17 protein-coding genes are annotated in these 19,194 nt (G+C 73.7%); 10 read left to right on the forward strand and 7 right to left on the reverse strand.

Annotated features, from left to right (window positions below):
• Window positions 1-20: 20 nt before the first annotated feature.
• A complete protein-coding gene (locus CW362_RS13945) occupies window positions 21-725 on the forward strand; it encodes a biliverdin-producing heme oxygenase (RefSeq protein ID WP_103549755.1) in 705 nt (234 codons plus the stop codon).
• Window positions 726-1,011: 286 nt separating this feature from the next.
• On the opposite strand, the gene CW362_RS13950 is transcribed toward CW362_RS13945, so the two are convergent.
• The 3 genes from CW362_RS13950 to CW362_RS13960 all read right to left on the reverse strand — a co-directional run bounded on the left by CW362_RS13950 (window position 1,012) and on the right by CW362_RS13960 (window position 4,830).
• Window positions 1,012-1,656, reverse strand: coding sequence for a PhzF family phenazine biosynthesis protein (locus CW362_RS13950; RefSeq protein ID WP_103549756.1), 645 nt, complete (start codon window positions 1,654-1,656; stop codon window positions 1,012-1,014).
• 152 nt (window positions 1,657-1,808) lie between these two features.
• A complete protein-coding gene (locus CW362_RS13955) occupies window positions 1,809-3,329 on the reverse strand; it encodes an HtaA domain-containing protein (RefSeq protein ID WP_103549757.1) in 1,521 nt (506 codons plus the stop codon).
• A gap of 91 nt (window positions 3,330-3,420) precedes the next feature.
• Window positions 3,421-4,830 carry an HtaA domain-containing protein gene (locus tag CW362_RS13960; RefSeq protein WP_103549758.1) on the reverse strand — a complete coding sequence of 470 codons (1,410 nt, stop codon included), beginning with the start codon at window positions 4,828-4,830 and terminating at the stop codon, window positions 3,421-3,423.
• A gap of 118 nt (window positions 4,831-4,948) precedes the next feature.
• Here CW362_RS13960 and CW362_RS13965 point away from each other — a divergent pair, with 118 nt between their 5' ends.
• The 7 genes from CW362_RS13965 to CW362_RS13995 all read left to right on the forward strand — a co-directional run bounded on the left by CW362_RS13965 (window position 4,949) and on the right by CW362_RS13995 (window position 12,490).
• Window positions 4,949-5,962 (forward strand): heme/hemin ABC transporter substrate-binding protein, encoded by a 1,014-nt coding sequence (locus CW362_RS13965; RefSeq protein ID WP_240657780.1) that lies wholly within the window; start codon window positions 4,949-4,951, stop codon window positions 5,960-5,962.
• Window positions 5,959-7,086 carry a FecCD family ABC transporter permease gene (locus CW362_RS13970; protein WP_103549760.1) on the forward strand — a complete coding sequence of 376 codons (1,128 nt, stop codon included), beginning with the start codon at window positions 5,959-5,961 and terminating at the stop codon, window positions 7,084-7,086. Before CW362_RS13965 ends, CW362_RS13970 begins: the two co-directional genes overlap by 4 nt.
• Window positions 7,083-8,015: a heme ABC transporter ATP-binding protein gene (locus CW362_RS13975; protein WP_103549761.1), complete on the forward strand. Its 933-nt coding sequence runs from the start codon at window positions 7,083-7,085 to the stop codon at window positions 8,013-8,015. The genes CW362_RS13970 and CW362_RS13975 overlap by 4 nt, the downstream gene beginning before the upstream one ends.
• Before the next feature lie 177 nt (window positions 8,016-8,192).
• The gene (gene efeO, locus CW362_RS13980) at window positions 8,193-9,329 is read left to right on the forward strand and encodes an iron uptake system protein EfeO (protein WP_103549762.1); all 1,137 of its coding nucleotides are present in this window, start codon (window positions 8,193-8,195) and stop codon (window positions 9,327-9,329) included.
• 11 nt (window positions 9,330-9,340) lie between these two features.
• The gene (gene efeB, locus CW362_RS13985; RefSeq protein WP_103549763.1) at window positions 9,341-10,645 is read left to right on the forward strand and encodes an iron uptake transporter deferrochelatase/peroxidase subunit; all 1,305 of its coding nucleotides are present in this window, start codon (window positions 9,341-9,343) and stop codon (window positions 10,643-10,645) included.
• A gap of 2 nt (window positions 10,646-10,647) precedes the next feature.
• On the forward strand, window positions 10,648-11,523 hold the full coding sequence (efeU, locus tag CW362_RS13990) for an iron uptake transporter permease EfeU (RefSeq protein ID WP_103549764.1): 876 nt from the start codon (window positions 10,648-10,650) through the stop codon (window positions 11,521-11,523).
• Window positions 11,480-12,490 carry an SCO2278 family lipoprotein gene (locus tag CW362_RS13995; RefSeq protein ID WP_103549765.1) on the forward strand — a complete coding sequence of 337 codons (1,011 nt, stop codon included), beginning with the start codon at window positions 11,480-11,482 and terminating at the stop codon, window positions 12,488-12,490. Before efeU ends, CW362_RS13995 begins: the two co-directional genes overlap by 44 nt.
• A gap of 46 nt (window positions 12,491-12,536) precedes the next feature.
• On the opposite strand, the gene CW362_RS14000 is transcribed toward CW362_RS13995, so the two are convergent.
• A complete protein-coding gene (locus tag CW362_RS14000) occupies window positions 12,537-13,271 on the reverse strand; it encodes a bifunctional DNA primase/polymerase (protein ID WP_103549766.1) in 735 nt (244 codons plus the stop codon).
• 289 nt (window positions 13,272-13,560) lie between these two features.
• On the opposite strand from CW362_RS14000, the gene ddaH reads away from it, so the two are divergent.
• Window positions 13,561-14,394, forward strand: a complete 834-nt coding sequence (gene ddaH / locus CW362_RS14005) for a dimethylargininase (RefSeq protein ID WP_376450339.1) — start codon at window positions 13,561-13,563, stop codon at window positions 14,392-14,394.
• Window positions 14,395-14,520: 126 nt separating this feature from the next.
• Here ddaH and CW362_RS14010 read toward each other — a convergent pair whose 3' ends face one another.
• From CW362_RS14010 to CW362_RS14020, 3 genes are read right to left on the reverse strand one after another with little or no spacing between them, the layout of a single operon-like run.
• Complete coding sequence (locus CW362_RS14010) at window positions 14,521-15,513, reverse strand: small ribosomal subunit Rsm22 family protein (RefSeq protein WP_103549767.1); 993 nt, start codon at window positions 15,511-15,513, stop codon at window positions 14,521-14,523.
• A gap of 51 nt (window positions 15,514-15,564) precedes the next feature.
• Window positions 15,565-16,746: a serine hydrolase domain-containing protein gene (locus tag CW362_RS14015; RefSeq protein ID WP_103549768.1), complete on the reverse strand. Its 1,182-nt coding sequence runs from the start codon at window positions 16,744-16,746 to the stop codon at window positions 15,565-15,567.
• Window positions 16,692-18,080, reverse strand: coding sequence for a multidrug effflux MFS transporter (locus tag CW362_RS14020; protein ID WP_103549769.1), 1,389 nt, complete (start codon window positions 18,078-18,080; stop codon window positions 16,692-16,694). The genes CW362_RS14015 and CW362_RS14020 overlap by 55 nt, the downstream gene beginning before the upstream one ends.
• A gap of 80 nt (window positions 18,081-18,160) precedes the next feature.
• On the opposite strand from CW362_RS14020, the gene CW362_RS14025 reads away from it, so the two are divergent.
• On the forward strand, window positions 18,161-19,171 hold the full coding sequence (locus tag CW362_RS14025) for a Gfo/Idh/MocA family protein (protein WP_103549770.1): 1,011 nt from the start codon (window positions 18,161-18,163) through the stop codon (window positions 19,169-19,171).
• The last annotated feature ends 23 nt before the right edge of the window (window positions 19,172-19,194 follow it).

Consider the following 19,194-nt stretch of genomic DNA (forward strand, 5'->3'; position numbering starts at 1 on the left):
CCACCGACTCCGGAGGCCCCATGAACGCGTCGGACACGTCGGACACGACGAGCGCGCCGGACACCACGGGCCCGGCGGCCACCCCGTTCTCGACGCTCATCCGCACCGCGTCGCACGAGGCGCACACCGAGGCGGAGACCTCGACGTTCATGAGCGACCTGCTCGGCGGCCGGCTCGGCGTCGAGGCGTACGCGCGCTACACCGAGCAACTGTGGTTCGTGTACGAGGCGCTGGAGGCGGAGACCGAGCGGCTGGCCGCCGATCCGGTGGCCGGGCCCTTCCTGCGGCCCGAGCTGCCGCGCCGCGCCGCCCTCGAACGCGACCTCGCCCATCTGCGGGGCCCCGAGTGGCGGGACACGCTCACCGCGCTGCCCGCGACCCGCGCGTACGCGGACCGGGTCACGCGGTGCGCCCGCGAGTGGCCGGGAGGTTATGTCGCCCACCACTACACGCGCTATCTGGGCGACCTCTCCGGCGGCCAGATCATCCGCGGCCGGGCGGAGCAGACCTGGGGCTTCAGCCGCAAGGGCGACGGGGTCCGCTTCTACGTCTTCGAGGACATCTCCAACCCGGCCGCGTTCAAGCGGAGCTATCGCGAACTGCTGGACGGGGTGCGGGCGGACGACCTGGAGAAGCAGCGGATCGTGGCGGAGTGCAAGCGGGCGTTCGCCCTGAACACCGGGGTGTTCAGGGCTCTGGGCGAGGAGTTCCCGCTGACCGCGTGAAGGTTCCCGGCCGCGGGGTCGGCACCAGGTCCCGGGCGCCCCGGGTTCTCCGGGGCCGTGTCCCCGATTCCCCCGGCCCCGGGGGGCCGTCGCGGTTCGCGGGCCCGCGGGACGGTGGGGGCTGGTCGCGCAGTTCCCCGCGCCCCTGACCGGGGTCGGCATGACCCCCGGTTTCGAGCGGACCGCCCCTGACCGGGGTCGGTGTGGCCCGCGGTTTCGAGCGGACCGCTCCTGGCCGGGGCCGGTGTGGCCCCGGTTCGAGTGCACCGCCCCGATGGGCGTGGGCTCAGCGTTCCAGGCGGACCCGGCCGCCCATCTCGACCCAGTCGCCCGGCTGCGGTGCGGTGAGGATCTGCGATCCGACGCCCTGGGTGATGTTGAGGGCCCGGCCGAGCTGCTGGGTCAGCAGCAGCGCCGCCGCCCCGGTGGCCTCGTCCTCCTCGATGCCGTCGTTGCGGCCGGGGAAGGCGCGGGCCCGCACCCGGCCGGCGGCCTCGTCCTCCCAGGCCCAGGCGTAGATCCACTCCCCCGACGGCGGCACGGCCAGCGCGTCGACCTCGGCCGCGGTCTCGTGCCGCCGGAGCGTCCTCGGCGGTGCCCATTCGGCGCGCGCCTCGATCCAGCTGAACTCGCCGTCCAGCCGGACCCCCACCACACCCGCGGGCGTGACCAGTTCGGGCACGTCGAGCAGCCAGCCCACCCCGACACAGGGGTGTCCCGCGAAGGGCAGCCGCGACGACGGGGTGTAGATGTCGATGATCCCGCGCTCGGGGTCGTCGACGAACACGGTCTCGCTGAAGCCGAGCTTCGCGGCGAACTCCTGCCGGTCCGCGCGGTCCGGCATCACCGAGCCCTCGCGCACGACACCGAGCTCATTGCCATACCCGCCGCCTGGTCCGCAGAAGACCCGCAGCACGTCGTAATCAGTCACTCCGGCATTCAAACATTCATCCGCCCGATCGGTGACCCACACGACCGGACCGCCCGCCTCCGAATGCCCCCTGATCATCGGGAACGGTGCCGGAGACGGGCGGTCCGGGTCCGGTCGGACCGGTCGGCGGACGTACGGACCGGACCGGTGGATCAGACCGTCTGCCGCCTGCGCATCGCGACCACCGCACCGGCGCCCGCGGCGACGGTCACCGCGGCCACGGCTCCGAGCGCTCCGGCCGGGAGCTCCGACCCGGTGGAGGCCAGCGCGCCGCCGACACCGCCCGTCGTGGACCCTGTCGTCCCCGCGCCGCCCGTGGTGCCCGACGACGTACCGGAGCCGCCCGACCCGGAGCCGGAGTCCGAGCCGCCGTCCCCGTCCGGGAGCCGGGCGTCGTCGCTCAGCGCCACCGAGAGGCCGACCGGGTCGAGTTCGGTGCCCTCGGCGTAGAAGCCGCCGAACGCCTCGGCGCCGGCCTCGGTGAGTCTGGCGGTCACCCCGTCCAGAGTGATCACGTCGTCCGTCGCCGTCAGGTCGGCGGTGTCCGCGCTCAGGTCCGCGAGGACGACGTCGTCGGAGGTCTCGCCGAGGCTTTCGACGTCGGCGGTCAGCTTCCCGGAGCCGCCGTCGAGCTCCACCCCGAGTTCGCTGAGAGTGAGGTCGAGCCCGTAACTGCCGTTCTCCTCATGGCCCTCGAAGTTCACCGCGCCCTTGAAGGAGGCCGTGAGGGTGTCGGCGTCGGTGTCGTAGGCGCCGGTGGCGTCCGGGAAGGTGAAGGCTCCGTTGCCGACGGCCTGCGCCGCCCCGCCGGACACGGTGATCTTCCCCTTCGCGGCGCCGTCCACGACGTAGGTACGGAAGGACTGCTTCACGCCCCAGCCGAGCGTGCCGTCCGCTATCTCGCCCCGCGTGGCGGCACCGGTCCCGGAGGCCGAGGCGCTCGGGCTCGCGCCCTGCGAGGCCGGGTCCGAAGGCGACGGGGACGAGGAGACCGACGCCGAGGGCGAAGCGGAGGAGGAGGGCGAGCCGGAGGCGGACGCGGACGAGGTCGGCTCCGGGGACGCGGAATTCGTCGCGGTCGACGTCGGGGTCGCGGTCGGCGACGGCGTCTGCGTCGCGGCCGGCTTCTGCGTCACGGTGAGCGGGTCGCCCGCGGCCCCCTCGTAGCCCGCGCTGCCGAGGACCGTCGCCGCCTCCTTCGTCAGTCTGGTCTCCATGTCCGTCATCGTGCGGGTCACGGTGACGTCGGCGAGCGGGACGTCGTCCCGCGTCGTGCCGCCGCTCGTCACGTCGGCGGTGACCTTCGCCGCCGCGCTGTCGAACCTCACGTCCGACAGGGTGAGTTCGAAGCCGTGCAGCTTGGAGGCGATCTTCAGGCTGCCCGCGAAGCCGAGCCGTACGGCGTGGGTGCCGGAGTCGTACGTCCCGCTGCCGTCGGTGAAGGTGAACGCGCCGTTGCCGGCCGCCTGCGTCGCCCCGTCGGCCGGGGTGAAGGAACCGGCCGCCATCCCGGTCACGTACGAGCGGTAGGACTGCTTGATGCCCCAGGTCAACTCGTAGTCCTTGAGCGGCGCTTCGGCGGCCGAGGCGCTGGTGACGGCGAGGGCGCCGACCCCCAGGGCGACCGCGACGGCGGCGGCGAGTGCGAGGGGGCGGCGGCGGTTGACGGCCATGGTCGTGGGTCTCCTCGGGGGTTCGGGGTGGGTCCGGTCGAGCGGTTCGGGGGCGAGCCGGGCTCGGGGTGGGCGGGTCGGGGGATCGGGGTCAGTCCGTGCGCGTGCGGCGCCTGCGGGCGAACCCGAAGGCGGCCGCGGCCGCGAGCAGCGCTCCGACGGCGAGGCCGACCGGCAGGACCGGTCCGCCGACGGAGCCGTCGCTCGCGGTGTTCTCGGTGCGGGGCGTGGCGTCGGCCTTCGGGCCGGGCGTCCGTGACGCGCTCGGCGCGGGCGAGGGGGAAGCGGACTCGCCCAGGTCGGGCAGGGCGGGGAGCCGGGCCGCGTCCGTGAGGGCGACGGAGAGGGTCAGGGGGTCCATCTCCGTGCCGGCCCGGTACATCCCGCCGAACGCCTCGGCGCCCCGGGCGGTCAACTCGCCCGGCGCCTCGGTGAGTCGGAGCAGTCCGTCCTCGAGCTCCAGGGCCTTGGCCGCGAAGGTCACGAGCGGGACCTTCTTCCCGGTGAGGTCCGCGCTCGTCACGTCGGCGTAGAGCGTGCCCGCGCCGTCCTCGACGGTGACCCGCACCCCGCTCAGCCGGAGATCGAGTCCATGGCGGCCGGTGAAGCGCAGGGCTCCGCCGAAGGCGGCCCTCAGGACACGCTTCTTCCCGTCGTAGGTGCCCTCGCCCGCGGGGAACCGGAAGAACGCGCCGCCGTCCCGGGCTCCGGCGGTCAGCGTCCACTTCCCGTCGGCGACGGGCCCGGTGACGTACTCGCGGAACGTGCGGCGCACTCCCCAGTCGACGGCCCCGTCCTCGATCGCGCCCGGAGCGGCCTTCCCGGAGGGGGACCCGGACGGCCGGGCGGTGGGTGTCTTCGACGGTCCCGCCGGGGCCGGAGCCGGTACGTCCGCCTCCAGGCTCACCGGATCGAGTGCCGTACCGGCCGTGTAGTAGCCGGCGAAGGACCGGGCGCCCTGCGCGGTGAGCGTGGCCGGGAGGTTGTCGAGCCGAACGGCGGTGCCGCCGCCCCTCATGTCGATGCCGCCGAGGGAGAGGGCGGCGAAGGGCACCCCTCTGGACGTCGTGACCGTCCCGGTGCCCTTCGCCTTGCTGGTGATGTCGGCGTAGAGGGTGCCGTGGCCGCCGGAGATGCGGACGGCGGGGCGGCTGATCGTGAGGTCGAGCTCGTAGCCGCCGTCGCTCCCGCGGTGCCCGACGAAGCGGACCCCGCCGGACCAGGCGGCGGTGAAGGCGCCCGTGCCGCCGTCGTAGGAGCCGGTGGCGGAGTGGAAGCGGAACCGGTTCGCGCCGACCGTGGCCGCGCCCCCGGTGAGGGAGTAACTCCCCTTCGCGACGGGCCCGGTGACATAGCTCTGGAAGGACGACTTGACGCCCCAGTCGAGCCGGCCGCCCCGCACGGTGCGGCTCGCCGCGTGCGCGGCCGTGGCGGTGAGCAGAGCCCCCAGCACGGTCACGCAGACCACGGCGGCCGCCAGGGCCCTCGAACGCGCGGTCATGGGTGTCCTCCGGATTCCGGGGCCCCGAGAACCCCTGGCGACTTAGGTAAGGCTAACCTAAACTACCGATCGGACGTGCCGGAAGAGGACCGAGAGGAACGACGGGACAGTGCAACGCTTGCGCACACGACTGGCGGGGGCGCTGCTGTCCGCGCTCGCCCTCACCCTCGCCCTGACCGGATGCGGGGGTCCCGCGGACCCCGCGTCGACGGCGGTCACCACGACGGCCGGAGCGGACGGCCCGGACGCCACCGACCGCGTCGAACCCCTGGCGTCCCCCGGAACGCCCCGGCTCCCGGTCACGGTGCGCTCGTCCGACGGGAGGCGGACGACCGTCGAGAAGGCCGACCGGATCGTTCCGCTGTCCGGCGGCCTCAGCGAGATCGTCTTCACGCTCGGGCTCGGCGACCGGGTCGTGGCCCGCGACATCACCGCCACCTTCGCCCAGGCGAGGAAACTGCCCCTCGTCACCCGCAACCACGACGTCTCCGCGGAGGGCGTGCTCTCACTGCGCCCCGACCTCGTCCTCGCCGAGACGACGACCGGACCGGACGAGGCCGTGCGGCAGATCCGCGACGCCGGTGTTCCCGTCCTCGTCGTCGCCCCGGCGCGCGGCCTCGCCGACGTGGGTCCGCGCATCCGGACGGTGGCCGACGCCCTCGGCGTACCGGCGGCGGGGAAGCGGCTGGCGCAACGGTCGCAGGACCGGATCGCCGCCGTGCGCAAGGCGGTTCCGCCCCACGCGGACCACCCGCGCGTCGCCTTCCTCTACCTCCGCGGCTCCGCCTCCGTCTATCTCATCGGCGGCCGGGGCTCGGGCGCGACCTCGCTGCTGGAGGCGGCGGGGGCGGTCGACGCGGGCGCCGCGTCGGGCCTGGACAAGGACTTCACCCCCATCACCACCGAGGCGCTCGTCCGGGCCGCGCCCGACGCGATCCTCGTGATGTCCAAGGGACTCGAGTCCGTCGGCGGAACCGACGGACTCGTCAAGATCCCCGGGGTGGCGCAGACCCCGGCCGGCATGGAGCGCCGGGTGGTGTCCGTCGAGGACGGGGTGCTCCTCAACTACGGGCCGCGCACGGACCAGGTACTGAGGTCGCTGGTGCGGCAGTTGTACGGGGACGCCCGATGACCGCCGTCGACCGCCCGGCCCCCGAGGCCCCCGCCGGCCCCTCCCCCGGACCGGCCGTCGACGGGACCGGCACCCCTCCCGTACGCGAACGGGCGGCACGCGGCACCCCCTGGCTCCTGACCGCCGGGCTGCTCGCCGCCCTGCTCGTCCTGGTCCCCGTGGCCGCCGGACTCGGCGCGTACCCGATCCCCACCGGGGACGTGCTCGCCTCCGTCGCCCACCGCGCCGGTCTCGGGGGCACCGCGCTGGACCGGGTCCCGGAGTCGGTCCTGTGGGACGTGCGCTTCCCGCGGATCGTGCTCGCCCTGCTCATCGGCGGCTCGCTGGGCTGCGCCGGCGCCCTCATGCAGGGCGTGTTCGGCAATCCGCTGGCCGAACCCGGGGTCATCGGCGTCTCGTCGGGCGCGGCGGTCGGCGCGGTCGCCGCCATCGCGCTCGGCCTGGACTTCCTCGGCACCTTCACCGTCCCGGCCGTCGCCTTCGTGACGGGTCTGGCCACCGTCCTCGTCGTCCACGCGACGTCCCGCTCGGGCGGCCGCACCGAGGTGGTCACGCTGATCCTCACCGGGATCGCCCTGAACGCCTTCACGGGCGCCCTGACCGGACTGTTCCTGTTCTTCGCGGACTCCGCCGCCGTCAGCCAGATCGCCTTCTGGCAGCTCGGCTCGCTGGCGCAGGCGACCTGGCCGAAGGTCCTCGCGGTCCTGCCCTGTGCCGCGGCCGGCCTGGCCCTGGCACCGCTGTACGCCCGCCGGCTCGATCTGCTGTCCCTCGGCGAACGGCCCGCCCGGCACCTGGGCGTCGACGTCGAACGGCTGCGGCTCGTCCTCGTGCTGGTCATCGCGCTGCTCACGGCGGCGGCCGTCAGCGTCTCGGGGATCATCGGCTTCGTCGGTCTCGTCGTACCGCATCTGCTGCGCATGGCGGCCGGACCCGGTCACCGCTTCCTGATCCCGGGCAGCGCGCTCGGCGGCGCCGCGGTCCTGCTCGCGGCCGACCTCGCCGCCCGGACCCTCGCGCAGCCCGCCGAGCTCCCCCTCGGCGTCCTCACCGCCCTGCTGGGCAGCCCGTTCTTCCTCTGGCTGCTGCGCAGGACCCGTCGCAGGCAAGGAGGCTGGGCATGAGATCCGACGGAAGCGGCACCGGGGGCACGCCCCCGAAGACGCCGCGCACCGCCGGGGGTCCGCGGCTCGCGCGTGCCGCCCGGGGGCTGCGGCTCGTATCCGCGGCGCGGCCCGCACCGCCGCCCGCGCCCGCCCCCGGTGACGTGCTCGCCGAGGCCGCGGGCCTCCACGTCCGGCTCGGCGGCCGGGAGGTGCTGCGCGGCGTCGACGTCACGGCCCGCGCGGGCGAGGTGCTCGCGCTGGTCGGGCCCAACGGGGCGGGCAAGTCGACCCTCCTGGCCGCGCTGGCGGCCGACCTGCGGGCCGCGGAAGGGGTCGTACGTCTCCACGGGCGCCCTGCGCGGTACTGGTCCGCGGCCGAACTCGCCCTGCGCCGGGCCGTGCTCCCCCAGTCGGCGGCGCTCTCCTTCCCGTTCACGGTGGAGGAGGTCGTCCGGATGGGGCGGGCTCCCTGGGCCCACAGCCCGCGGGACGACGACGCGGCGGTCGGCGCGGCCATGGCGGCCACCGAGGTCACCGCGTTCGCGGCACGCTCCTTCGCCGCGCTCAGCGGCGGGGAGCGCGCGCGGGTGGCGCTCGCCCGGGTGCTCGCGCAGCGCGCGCCGCTCCTGCTGCTCGACGAGCCGACGGCCGCCCTCGACCTGCGGCACCAGGAACTGGTCCTGCGGGTGTGCCGGGAAAGGGCGCACGCCGGTGACGCGGTGGTCGTGGTGCTGCACGATCTGGGTCTGGCGGCGGCCTACGCGCACCGGGTCGCGATCCTGTGCGCCGGTCGTGTCGCGGCCCACGGCCGGCCGGCGGAGGTCTTCACCGACGGGCTGCTGACCGAGGTCTACCGGCAGCCGGTCGAGGTGTTTCCGCACCCCAGGACCGGCGCCGCGCTCATCACCCCGAAACGCGACGAAACCGCCTCCTTGACCTCCGCTTGACCATTCCATGGGATCCGTTTTGAGTCACCGTGATCAAGCCGTTCCTGTAAGCCGCCTGTGAGAGCTGAATCACCGCATAGAGGGGTATCACTGAGGCAAGCCTCAGATAAGTTAGGCCAGCCTCACCATGCCGAACGGGCCCGCCGTGCGGCTTGTCCGACTTCTCTTGGAGCCTGCATGCGAGCCGTCCGACTGTCCGTCGTCACCGCAGCCGCCACCGCGGCCGCCCTGGCCGCTGTCACGGGTTGCACCCAGAAGAGCGACGCCAAGAACGGCGACGCGATCCAGGTGACCGCGGCCGACTCCAAGTGCGAGACCTCGACCAAGACCGTCCCGGCCGGCCAGGTCACCCTGAAGATCGAGAACAAGGGCTCCCAGGCCACCGAGGTCGAGATCGTCTTCCCCGACGACCGGATCGTCTCCGAGAAGGAGAACATCGGCCCCGGCACCAAGTACACGCTGACCGCCGAGGTGAAGGCCGGTTCGTACGAGATCGCCTGCCGTCCGGGGATGAAGGGCCACGGCGTCCGCCAGAAGCTCACCGTGACCGGCGGCAAGGTCGCCAAGCGCGACCCGCGCCTGGACAAGGCGGTCGCCTCCTACCGCGAGTGGGCACAGTCGGAGGCCGACTCCACGATCCCGAAGGTGAAGACGTTCGCCGACGCCGTCAAGGCCGGCGACCTCGAGGCCGCCAAGAAGGCCTACGCCCCCTCGCGGGTCGGCTGGGAGAGCACCGAGCCGATCGCCGAGTCGTTCGGTGACATCGACCCGAAGACCGACACCCGCGCGGACGGCCTGGAGAAGGGCCAGAAGTGGACCGGCTGGCACGCGCTGGAGAAGGCGCTGTGGGCGGACAAGAAGATCGGTGACGAGCAGAAGGCCCTCGCCGGCCAGCTCGTCACCGACCTGACCGACTGGCAGAAGCGCGTCGGCAAGGCCGAGATCACCCCGACCTCCATGGCCAACGGCGCCAAGGAACTGCTCGACGAGGTCGCGAGCGGCAAGGTCACCGGCGAGGAGGAGCGCTACTCGCACACGGACCTCAGCGACTTCAAGGCCAACGTCGACGGCGCGCAGAAGGCGTACGAGCTGCTCAAGCCGGTCGCCTCGGAGAACGACGCGGCGCTGACGGCCGAGCTCGACAAGCAGTTCGCCGCGGTGAACAAGCTGCTCGACACGTACCGCACGGACAAGACGTCCGACGGCTTCGTCTCGTACGACAAGGTCGGCGAGGCCGACCGCAAGGGGCTCCTGGACGCGGTCAACGCGCTCGCCGAGCCCCTGTCCAAGCTCGCCGCCGCCGTCGTGAAGTAGGAGCCAGCGCCATGACGGACACCACCCAGGACAGCACGAACGGCGCCGACGCCGACGGGACCGCCCGCACCGGCTCCGCGCCGACCCGGCGTTCCCTGATCGGCTGGGGCGGCGCGGGGCTCGCGCTCGGTGCCGCCGCGGCCGGCGGTGCCGTCGCGATGACCCGCGCCGGCAACGACGTCGACCCGGTCGGCGCCGACACCGGTGCCGCCGTCCCCTTCCACGGCCCGCACCAGGCCGGCATCGCGACGGCGGTGCAGGACCGGCTGCACTTCGCCGCGTTCGACGTGAAGACGGACGACCGCGACGCCTTCGTCCAGCTCCTCAAGGACTGGACGCAGGCGGCCGCCCGGATGACCGCCGGGCACGCGGTCGGCGAGGGCGCGTACGGCGGTCTGGCCGAGGCGCCGCCGGACGACACCGGTGAGGCGCTGGGGCTCAAGCCGTCCCGGCTGACCCTGACCATCGGCTTCGGCCCGTCGCTGTTCGCGAAGTTCGGTCTGGCGGACCGGCGGCCGGAGGCGCTCGTCGATCTGCCCGCGTTCTCGGGCGACAACCTGGACAAGGCCCGCAGCGACGGCGACCTGTGCATCCAGGCCTGCGCGGACGACCCGCAGGTGGCGGTGCACGCCATCCGCAACCTGGCCCGCATCGGCTTCGGCAAGGTCGCCATCCGCTGGTCGCAGCTCGGCTTCGGCAAGACGTCGTCGACGACCCCGGACGCGCAGACCCCGCGCAACCTGATGGGCTTCAAGGACGGCACCCGCAACATCGCGGGCACCGAGACCGAGCGGCTGAAGAAGTTCGTGTGGGCCGACGCGAAGGACAACGACGGGAAGGCCGCCTGGATGACCGGCGGTTCCTACCTCGTCGCCCGGCGCATCCGGATGAACATCGAGACCTGGGACCGCACCTCGCTCCAGGAGCAGGAGGACGTCTTCGGCCGCGACAAGGGCGAGGGCGCCCCCGTCGGCAAGGCCAAGGAGCACGACAAGCCGTTCCTGAAGGCGATGAAGCCGGACGCGCACGTCCGGCTCGCGCACCCCGACTCCAACGGCGGTGTGACGATCCTGCGCCGCGGCTACTCCTTCACGGACGGCACGGACGGCCTCGGCCGTCTCGAGGCGGGCCTGTTCTTCCTCGCCTACCAGCGGGACGTGCGCAAGGGGTTCATCCCCCTTCAGCGCAGCCTGTCGCGCTCCGACGCGCTCAACGAGTACATCCAGCACGTGAGTTCGGCGGTCTTCGCCGTTCCGCCCGGCGTCCGGGACAAGGACGACTGGTGGGGCCGCGCGCTGTTCTCCAAGGAGGTGTAGCCGTGTTCGGCAACTACCTGATCGGACTGCGCGAGGGCCTGGAGGCCAGCCTCGTCGTCTGCATCCTCATCGCCTACCTGGTGAAGACGGAGCGCAGGGACGCGCTGAAGCCGATCTGGGCCGGCATCGGCGTCGCGATCACCGTGGCGCTCGGCTTCGGCTGCGCGCTGGAGTTCGGCTCCCAGGAGATGACGTTCCAGGCCCAGGAGGCGCTCGGCGGTTCGCTGTCGATCCTCGCCGTCGGCCTGGTGACGTGGATGGTCTTCTGGATGCGGCGCACCGCCCGGCACCTGAAGTCCGAGCTGCACGGCAAGCTGGACGCGGCGCTCGCCATGGGAACGGGCGCGCTGGTGGCGACCGCGTTCCTGGCGGTCGGCCGGGAGGGCCTGGAGACGGCCCTGTTCGTGTGGGCGTCGGTGCACGCGGCCAGCGACGGCACCCCCCGCCCGCTGATCGGCGTGGCACTGGGCCTGGCCACCGCGGTCCTCCTCGGCTGGCTCTTCTACCGTGGCGCGCTGAGGATCAACCTCGCCAAGTTCTTCACCTGGACCGGCGGCATGCTGGTCGTCGTCGCCGCGGGCGTGCTCGCGTACGGCGTCCACGACTTGCAGGAGGCCGACTTCGTCCCGGGTCTGACGAACCTGGCCTTCGACATCAGCTCCACGATCGACCCGACGAGCTGGTACGGCACCCTGCTGAAGGGCGTCTTCAACTTCCAGCCCGACCCGACCGTCCTTCAGGTCACGGTGTGGGCCCTGTACTTGGTCCCGACGCTCACGATCTTCTTCGCCCCGGTAGGGTTCGCCTCCGGGAAGAAGAAGGTGAAGGCACCTGATGAGCAGGGATCGCACGGAGCTCAGCCCTCGAAGGCGTCGTAGCCCCGTCCGTCTCGCCCTGGCGGCGACGACGGTGACCGCGCTGTGGGCGGCGAGCGGCTGCGTGGTGGTGCACGGCGAGCGGGAGGTCGTGCCGGCCACGACCCGCGCCGACGCCGCCCGCGCGCTCGCGGACTTCACCGCCGCCTACAACAAGGCGGACGCGACGTACGACCGTTCGAAGGACGCGGACCGGGTGACCGGTCCGCTCGCGGACATCGACGGCGCCAAGCTGAGGGCCGGTCGTCTGAGCAAGCCCGCCGGGAATCCCGCGCATTCGGCGCTGGAGTTCGACGACGCCGAGTTCTCGATCCCCGCGAAGGCGGGCTGGCCACGCTGGTTCGTGGCGGACGCGACGGCCAACAAGGGCGTGCCGGGCAGCCGCTGGCTGCTCGTCTTCACCCGGGACGGCGCCCGCGAGAAGTGGCAGGCCTCGTACCTCACGGTCCTCGGGGCCGGTGACGTGCCGGAGTTCGCGAAGGACGAGGACGGCTGGGCACAGCCCGTCGCCGCCGACGACCCGGCGCTCACGGTCCGGCCGCGAGAGCTCGGCCGGTCGTACGCGGCCTATCTGAAGACCGGCGGCGACACCTTCGCCACGGGCGTCCACACCTCGCAGTGGCGGGCCCAGCGCGAGAAGTTCGCCAGCCGGCCCGGTCTCGCCCGGCAGTACATCGACCAGCCGCTGACCGCGGGCGACTACGCGCCGGTGGGTCTGCGCACCGCGGACGGCGGGGCGCTGGTGTTCTTCGCCACGCGCCGCTTCGAGAAGGAGACCGCCGCCGCGGGCACCGAGATCCCCTCCCCCGGCGCGGACGTGCGGGCCCTGACGACCGGCGAGATCAACCGGTCCCTGACCCTGGAGTTCGTCTCCAACCAGGCCGCCCTGGACCCGCCGAAGGGCTCGGGCCGTGGACAGGTGTCCGTCCTCGGACGGGTCGAGGGGCTTACGGGCGCCAAGGGCGAGTAGCCGGGCCCGCGCCACGGCCGACGTCGGCCGGCCGGCGCCCGGGGCCTCAGCCCCGGTGGGGCCAGGCGGTGAGCTGGTCCGCGCCGTTCTCCCCCGCGTAGCGGGCGCATGCGTCGGTCAGGGTCTCCAGGAGCGTGAGCGGGTCCGGCAGCGGGTGCTCGGGGCCGCGCACCCAGTCGACGCCCAGCCCTCCGGGCAGCCGGGCCGGCGGCACCAGGACGTACGAGCCGCGGCAGTGCCAGCGGAAGCCGGGGTGTTCGTCCATCGTCTCGGGGTGGCAGTCCAGCTCGCAGGGCCACCACTCGTCCTCGTCCTCGGGCGTGCCGCGGGTGAGGGTGAAGAAGAGCATGCGGCCGTCGCCGGTCTCCGCGACGGGGCCGACCTCGACGCCGGAGGCGAGCAGGCGCTCCAGCGCCTCGCGCCCGGCGTCCAGCGGCACGTCCAGGACGTCGTGCACCATGCCGGTCGCGGTGATGAAGTTCGCCTTCGGCTGATGCCGGGCCCAGCGCTCGATCTGGGCGCGGTCGGTCGTCGACTGCGTCTGCCAGGCGAAGGAGACGGGGTGGCGCGCGGGCGTGGGGCAGCCGACGCGGTCACAGGAACAGCGGTAGCCGGAGGGGTACGCGGCCTGCGCGAGCGGCAGCCCCGCGGCGGCGGCGGCGAGCAGCAGGGCTTCACGCCCGTCGGCGGACGTCTCCGCGGGGGCTTTGGGCCGGCGTCCGCCGAACCACTTCGAGATCCTGTCCCACGTGCCGGAGCGGCGGCCGAACTCTGCGCTCATCTATCCCCTCGCCTCGCCGTAGTGCAAATCGTCCTCGCCCCATCGTCCCACCATCCTGGGCCCCGGGTGGCCGGAGCCGACGACGGGGCAGGTGAGGTGATGCCTCCACCGGGCCTTGATCAGGCGTTATTGCATGATTTGAGGCTATTTCGCGGGCGTCCGACGAGTGCGGGATCACGGCCGGGGCGGGCGGACCCGGTGGACATCACCCGGGCGCCTCCCGCTCCCCGGGCCGGGCGCACCGCACCATGAGCACCAACTGCCCCTGCGGTTGCGTAAGGAGCCTTCCTTGCATCCTCTTCGCCGCGCCACGCCCCGGCGCTACCTCATGTGTCCACCGGTGCACTTCGACGTCACGTACGCGATCAATCCGTGGATGAACCCGGCCAAGCCGGTGGACGTCCCGCTCGCCCTCGCCCAGTGGGAGGACCTCCGGGACCGTTACCGCTCCCTCGGCCACTCGGTCGAGGAGCTCACCCCCCGTCCGGGCCTGCCGGACATGGTCTTCGCGGCGAACGGCGCGACGGTCGTGGACGGCCGGGTGCTGGGCGCCCGGTTCGCCTACCCGCAGCGCGAACCGGAGGCACGGGCGCACCTGGAGTGGTTCCGCGCCCGCGGGTACGGGCGGATCCACGAGGCCGAGCACGTCAACGAGGGAGAGGGCGACTTCGTCGTCACGGGGTCGTACCTGCTCGCGGGCCGGGGTTTTCGCGCGAGCCCGCTCTCGCACGGGGAGGCGCAGGAGTTCTTCGGCCGCCCGGTGATCGGCCTGGACCTGGTCGACCCGCGCTACTACCACCTGGACACGGCCCTCGCCGTCCTCGACGAGGACACGGACGACGTCATGTACCACCCGCCCGCGTTCTCCCCCGGCAGCCGCGAGGTGCTGCGCCGGCTGTTCCCGGACGCGCTGACCGCGACGGCGGAGGACGCCGCCGCGATGGGCCTCAACGCGGTCTCGGACGGTCTGCACGTGCTGCTGCCGCAGGAGGCGGCGGGCCTGTTCGACCCGCTGCGGGAACGCGGCTTCGTCCCCGTCGGCGTCGACCTCGGCGAGCTCCTCAAGGGCGGCGGCAGCGTGAAGTGCTGCACCCAGGAGCTGCGGGGCCCGGCCCCGGCCTAGGTCCTGTCGTCACATTCCCGTCGTCGCCCGAAGGGCGGCCCTGCGGCGTCGTGGGGGTCCCCCCTGCTCGAAGAGCTTGGGGGAGTGCCGGGCGTCGCGGGGCAGGCGGGAATGTGACGACAGGGCCTAGGGGGCGTCCCCGGGCGGCCAGGCGTCTCCCCACTCGGCGTCGCGGGCCGCCTTGTACAGCGGCCCGTGGCGCTTGGTCACCGTCTCCCGGCGCAGCGCCTCGTCCCGCCCGCACAGGTCGAGCAGGACCTGGCCCTTGCGGATCTGCGGCTTGCGCACGACCCGGGAGGGTGCCGGTGCGGGCGGGAAGCGGGTCGCGGCGACGTAGCTGAACTTCTCGTCCTCGTACGGCAGGGAGCCGCCCTTGACCTGGCGGTGCAGGGAGGAGCGGGCGACCCGCGCGGAGAAGTGGCACCAGTCCTGGCCGGGGACGATGGGGCAGGCCGCGCTGTGCGGGCAGGGAGCGGCGACGTGGAGGCCGGCGCCGGTCAGACGCTCGCGGGCGGCGAGGACCCGGGCGTAGCCGTCGGGGGTGCCGGGTTCGATGATCACCACGGCCTGCGCGGCGGCCGCGGCGGCGTCCACGACGGAGGCGCGGTCGTCCTCGGTGAGCTCGCCGAGGACGTACGAGACGGTGACCAGATCAGTGCTCTCGATGGTGAGCGCCGCTCCGATACGAGAGCGCTGCCACACGGCGCCCTCCAGTTCCGGGTTGGCGGCGGCGATCTCCCGGCCGAGCGCGAGGGCCGGCTCGGCCCAGTCGAGCACGGTGACCGGGCGGACGCCCGCCCAGGTGGCGTTCACCGCCCAGGTGGCCGCGCCGGTGCCGCCGCCGACGTCCACGTGACCGCCCGGCGCCCAGCCGGGCACCGCGTCCGCGAACGCCTCCAGCGCCGCGCACACCGCCTCGAACGTCGCGGGCATCCGGTACGCGGCGTACGCGGCCACGTCCGAGCGGTCCCGCAGGATCGGCGCGTGGGTCGGGGTGGTCCCCCGGTAGTTCGCGATCAGCCGCTCGACCGCCTGCGCGGCGGTCTTCGGCGGCAGGCCGTCGAGCAGTCCGGCGAGGGCGCTGCGCAGGGTGTCGGCGGGGGGTACGGGGGCGTTCACGGCCCGATTCTCTCAGGTGCCGCGTGTCCCCCGTACCCGCCGGGCGCCCTCTCAGGTGCCGCGCACCGCCCGTCGCAGCCGTGTGGCCGCCGCCGCCCGGGGCGCGTTGTCCGCCGGGCGGCGCCGGGGGTGGACCGTGTTGGCGAGCAGGACCAGGAACGTGTCCGTCGCCGGGTCCAGGACCAGGGAGGTGCCGGTGAACCCGGTGTGGCCCGCCGCCCCGTGACCGGCGAGGGTGCCCATGAACCAGGGCTGGTCGAGGGCGAACCCGAGGCCGGGCGGGGTGAGGAGGAGCTCGACGAAGTCGGGACCGAGGATGCGGGCCGGGCCGTAGGAACCGCCCGCGAGCAGGGTGCGGCAGAACACGGCCAGGTCGTGCGCGGTGGAGAACAGGCCGGCGTGACCGGCCACCCCGCCGAGCGCCCAGGCGTTCTCGTCGTGCACCACTCCGCGCAGCATGCCCCGGTCCGCCTTGGCCCACGGCCGCCGCTGGTCCTCCGTGGCCGCCGCGCCGGGGCAGGGACCGAAGGCGGTGGAGTTCATCCCGAGCGGGCGGGTGATGCCGTCCCTGACAAGGATGTCGAGCCCCCGGCCCGTGACGCGTTCCAGCACGTACTGCAACAGGAGCAGGTTGACGTCGGAGTAGCGGTACTCGCCCGGCCGCGACGAGGGGGCCTCCGCCCGCAGCAGCGCCAGCCGGGCCGTGTCGTCCGGGCAGTCGTACAGCGGCAGCTCGGGGCGCAGCCCGGAGGTGTGGGTGAGCAGCTGCCGTACGGTGACGCCGTGCTCGCGGACCGCGCGGAACTCCGGCAGGTACGCGCCGACGCGCGCGTCGATGCCCAGCGTTCCGCGCTCCAGCTGCTGCACCGCGGCGACCGCGGTGAACAGCTTGGTGAGGGAGGCCAGGTCGAAGGGCGTGTCCACGGTCATCGGCACCCGTGCCCGGGCGGGCAGTTCGACGCCGGTGTCCTTGTCCTCGTCGTGGGCCGCGTAGCGCACGGCCCAGCCCGCCGCCTCCGCGACGGCGACGACCGGACCCCGTCCCGCGACCACCACGACGCCCGCCGCCCACGGGTCGGCCCCGCGGGTGAGGGCGCGGACCTCGTGGACGAGCTGTCGCAGTTCACCGGCGTCGAGTCCGGCCCGTTCCGGCGTGCCGGTCCGCAGTCGTGGTGCGCTCAGCTCTCCGCCGCCTTTCCGTTCGAAGTACGTCCCGCCCGCCGGGGACGGCACAGTCCCACGAAGCAGGCGACGGCCACCAGCGCGGCCGCCAGCTGGACGATCGCCATCGGAACGGCGGTGTGCTCCCCGGCGACGCCGACGAGGGGCGAGGCGACCGCGCCGATGAGGAAGGAGGAGGTGCCGAGCAGGGCGGAGGCGGAGCCGGCCGTGTGCCGCACGCGCATGAGGGCGAGCGTCTGGGTGTTGGGCAGGGCGAGGCCCATGGCGGACATCAGCACGAACAGCGCGGCGGCGACCGGGGCGAGCCCGACCGGGCCGAGGGCGCCGGTGGACATCAGCAGCAGCGCGGTCGCGGCGAGGACGACGAGGGCGAGGCCGGTGGCGAGGACCTTCTCCAGGGCGACCCGGCCGACGAGCAGTTTGCCGTTGACCTGTCCGGCGATGACGAGGCCGACGGAGTTCACGCCGAAGAGCAGGCTGAAGGTCTGCGGGGAGGCGCCGTACAGGTCCTGGATCACGAACGGCGAGGCCGAGATGTAGGCGAAGAGGGCCGCGAAGGTGAAGCCGCCCGCGAGCATGTACCCGGCGAAGACGCGGTCGGCGAGCAGCCGGCGCATGGCGCGCAGTGCCTCGCCGACGCCGCCGTCGTGCCGGTCCGCGGGCTCCAGGGTCTCGGGCAGTTTCGTCCAGACGAGGGCCGTCAGCGCGACGCCGACGGCGGTGAGGACCACGAACACGCCCCGCCAGTCGGTGAGGCGCAGGATCTGTCCGCCGATGAGCGGCGCGACGACGGGGGCGACGCCGGAGATCAGCATGAGGGTGGAGAAGAACCGGGCCATCGCCACGCCGTCGTACAGGTCGCGGACGACGGCGCGGGCGATCACTATCCCGGCCGCGCCCGCGAGCCCCTGGACGAGGCGGAAGGCGACGAGGAGGCCGATGCCGGGCGCGAGGGCGCACAGGGCGGTGGCGAGGACGTAGACGCCGAGGCCGGCGAGCAGCGGCCGCCGCCGGCCCCACCTGTCGCTCATGGGTCCGACGACGAGCTGCCCGAGCGCCATGCCCGCGAGGCACGCGGTGAGCGTGAGCTGCACGGTGGCGGCGGGGGCGTGCAGGGAACCGGTGACCTCCGGCAGCGAGGGGAGGTACATGTCCATCGCGAGCGGGGGCGTGGCGGTGAGCCCGCCGAGGACGAGGGTGACGAGGAGTCCGGTGCGGCCCGGGGCGCCGGGGCCCGCGTGCGGTCGCGGCGCGGCGGCGGACGCCGCTCCGGTGTCCGCCGACGACGCCTCGGCGACCGTCGGCACGGTGCCCGCGGCGCTTGCCTCCGGTATGTGCCCCCGCGGGCTCTCCTGGTCCCGCGTGGTGCGGCCACGCTCGGGCATGTGCCCCCCTCTCCGAAAGATGCGGCCCCTATGCTCTCAGTTCGAACAGCGGGTTCGGAGTCAAGGATCAAGGGGCGGGCATGACGGGCGAGCGTGAACGCGTGCGGTGGGGGATTCTGGCGACCGGCGGGATCGCCGCGGCGTTCACGGCGGATCTGGTGGACATGCCGGACGCGGAGGTGGTGGCCGTCGCCTCACGGTCGGACTCCTCGGCGAAGGCGTTCGCCGAGCGGTTCGGGATCCCGCGGGCGTACGGGGACTGGGCGTCCCTCGCCGCGGACGAGGACGTCGACGTCGTGTACGTCGCCACACCGCACTCGGCGCACCGGGCGGCCGCCGGAATGTGCCTGGAGGCGGGGCGTCACGTGCTGTGCGAGAAGACGTTCACGCTGAACGCGCGGGAGGCCGGGGAACTGGTCGCGCTCGCCCGCAGCCGCGGCCGCTTCCTGATGGAGGCCATGTGGATGTACTGCAATCCGCTGGTGGGGCGGCTGAAGGCGCTGGTCGACGACGGTGTGATCGGTGAGATCCGCACGGTGCAGGCCGACTTCGGTCTGGCGGGCCCGTTCCCGCCCTCGCACCGGCTGCGGGACCCGGCACAGGGCGGCGGTGCGCTGCTCGATCTCGGCGTCTATCCGGTGTCGTTCGCGCAACTGCTGCTCGGGGAGCCCTCGGACGTCGTCGCGCGAGCGGTGCTCTCCGACGAGGGCGTCGATCTCCAGACGGGTGCGCTGCTCTCTTACGAGAGCGGCGCTCTGGCTTCGGTGCACTGCTCCATCAACGGCGGCACCCCCGTCACGGCCTCCGTCACCGGCTCCGCGGGCCGCATCGACGTCCCGGGCGGCTTCTTCTTCCCGGAGCACTTCGTCCTGCACCGCGACGGCCGCGAGCCGGAGACCTTCCGCGCCGACCCCGCCTCCGGCCCCCGCAACAGCCTCAAGCACGAGGCCGCCGAGGTGATGCGCGCCCTGCGCGCCGGTGAGACCGAGTCCCCGCTCGTCCCGCTCGACGGCACCCTCGCCGTGATGCGGACGCTCGACACGATCCGGGAGCGCATCGGCGTCCGCTACCCCGGTGAGGCGACGGCGTAGCGCGTCGGGCCCGTCCGGCGGTT

The organism is Streptomyces populi, assembly GCF_002911015.1.
Classification (GTDB): domain Bacteria; phylum Actinomycetota; class Actinomycetes; order Streptomycetales; family Streptomycetaceae; genus Streptomyces; species Streptomyces populi.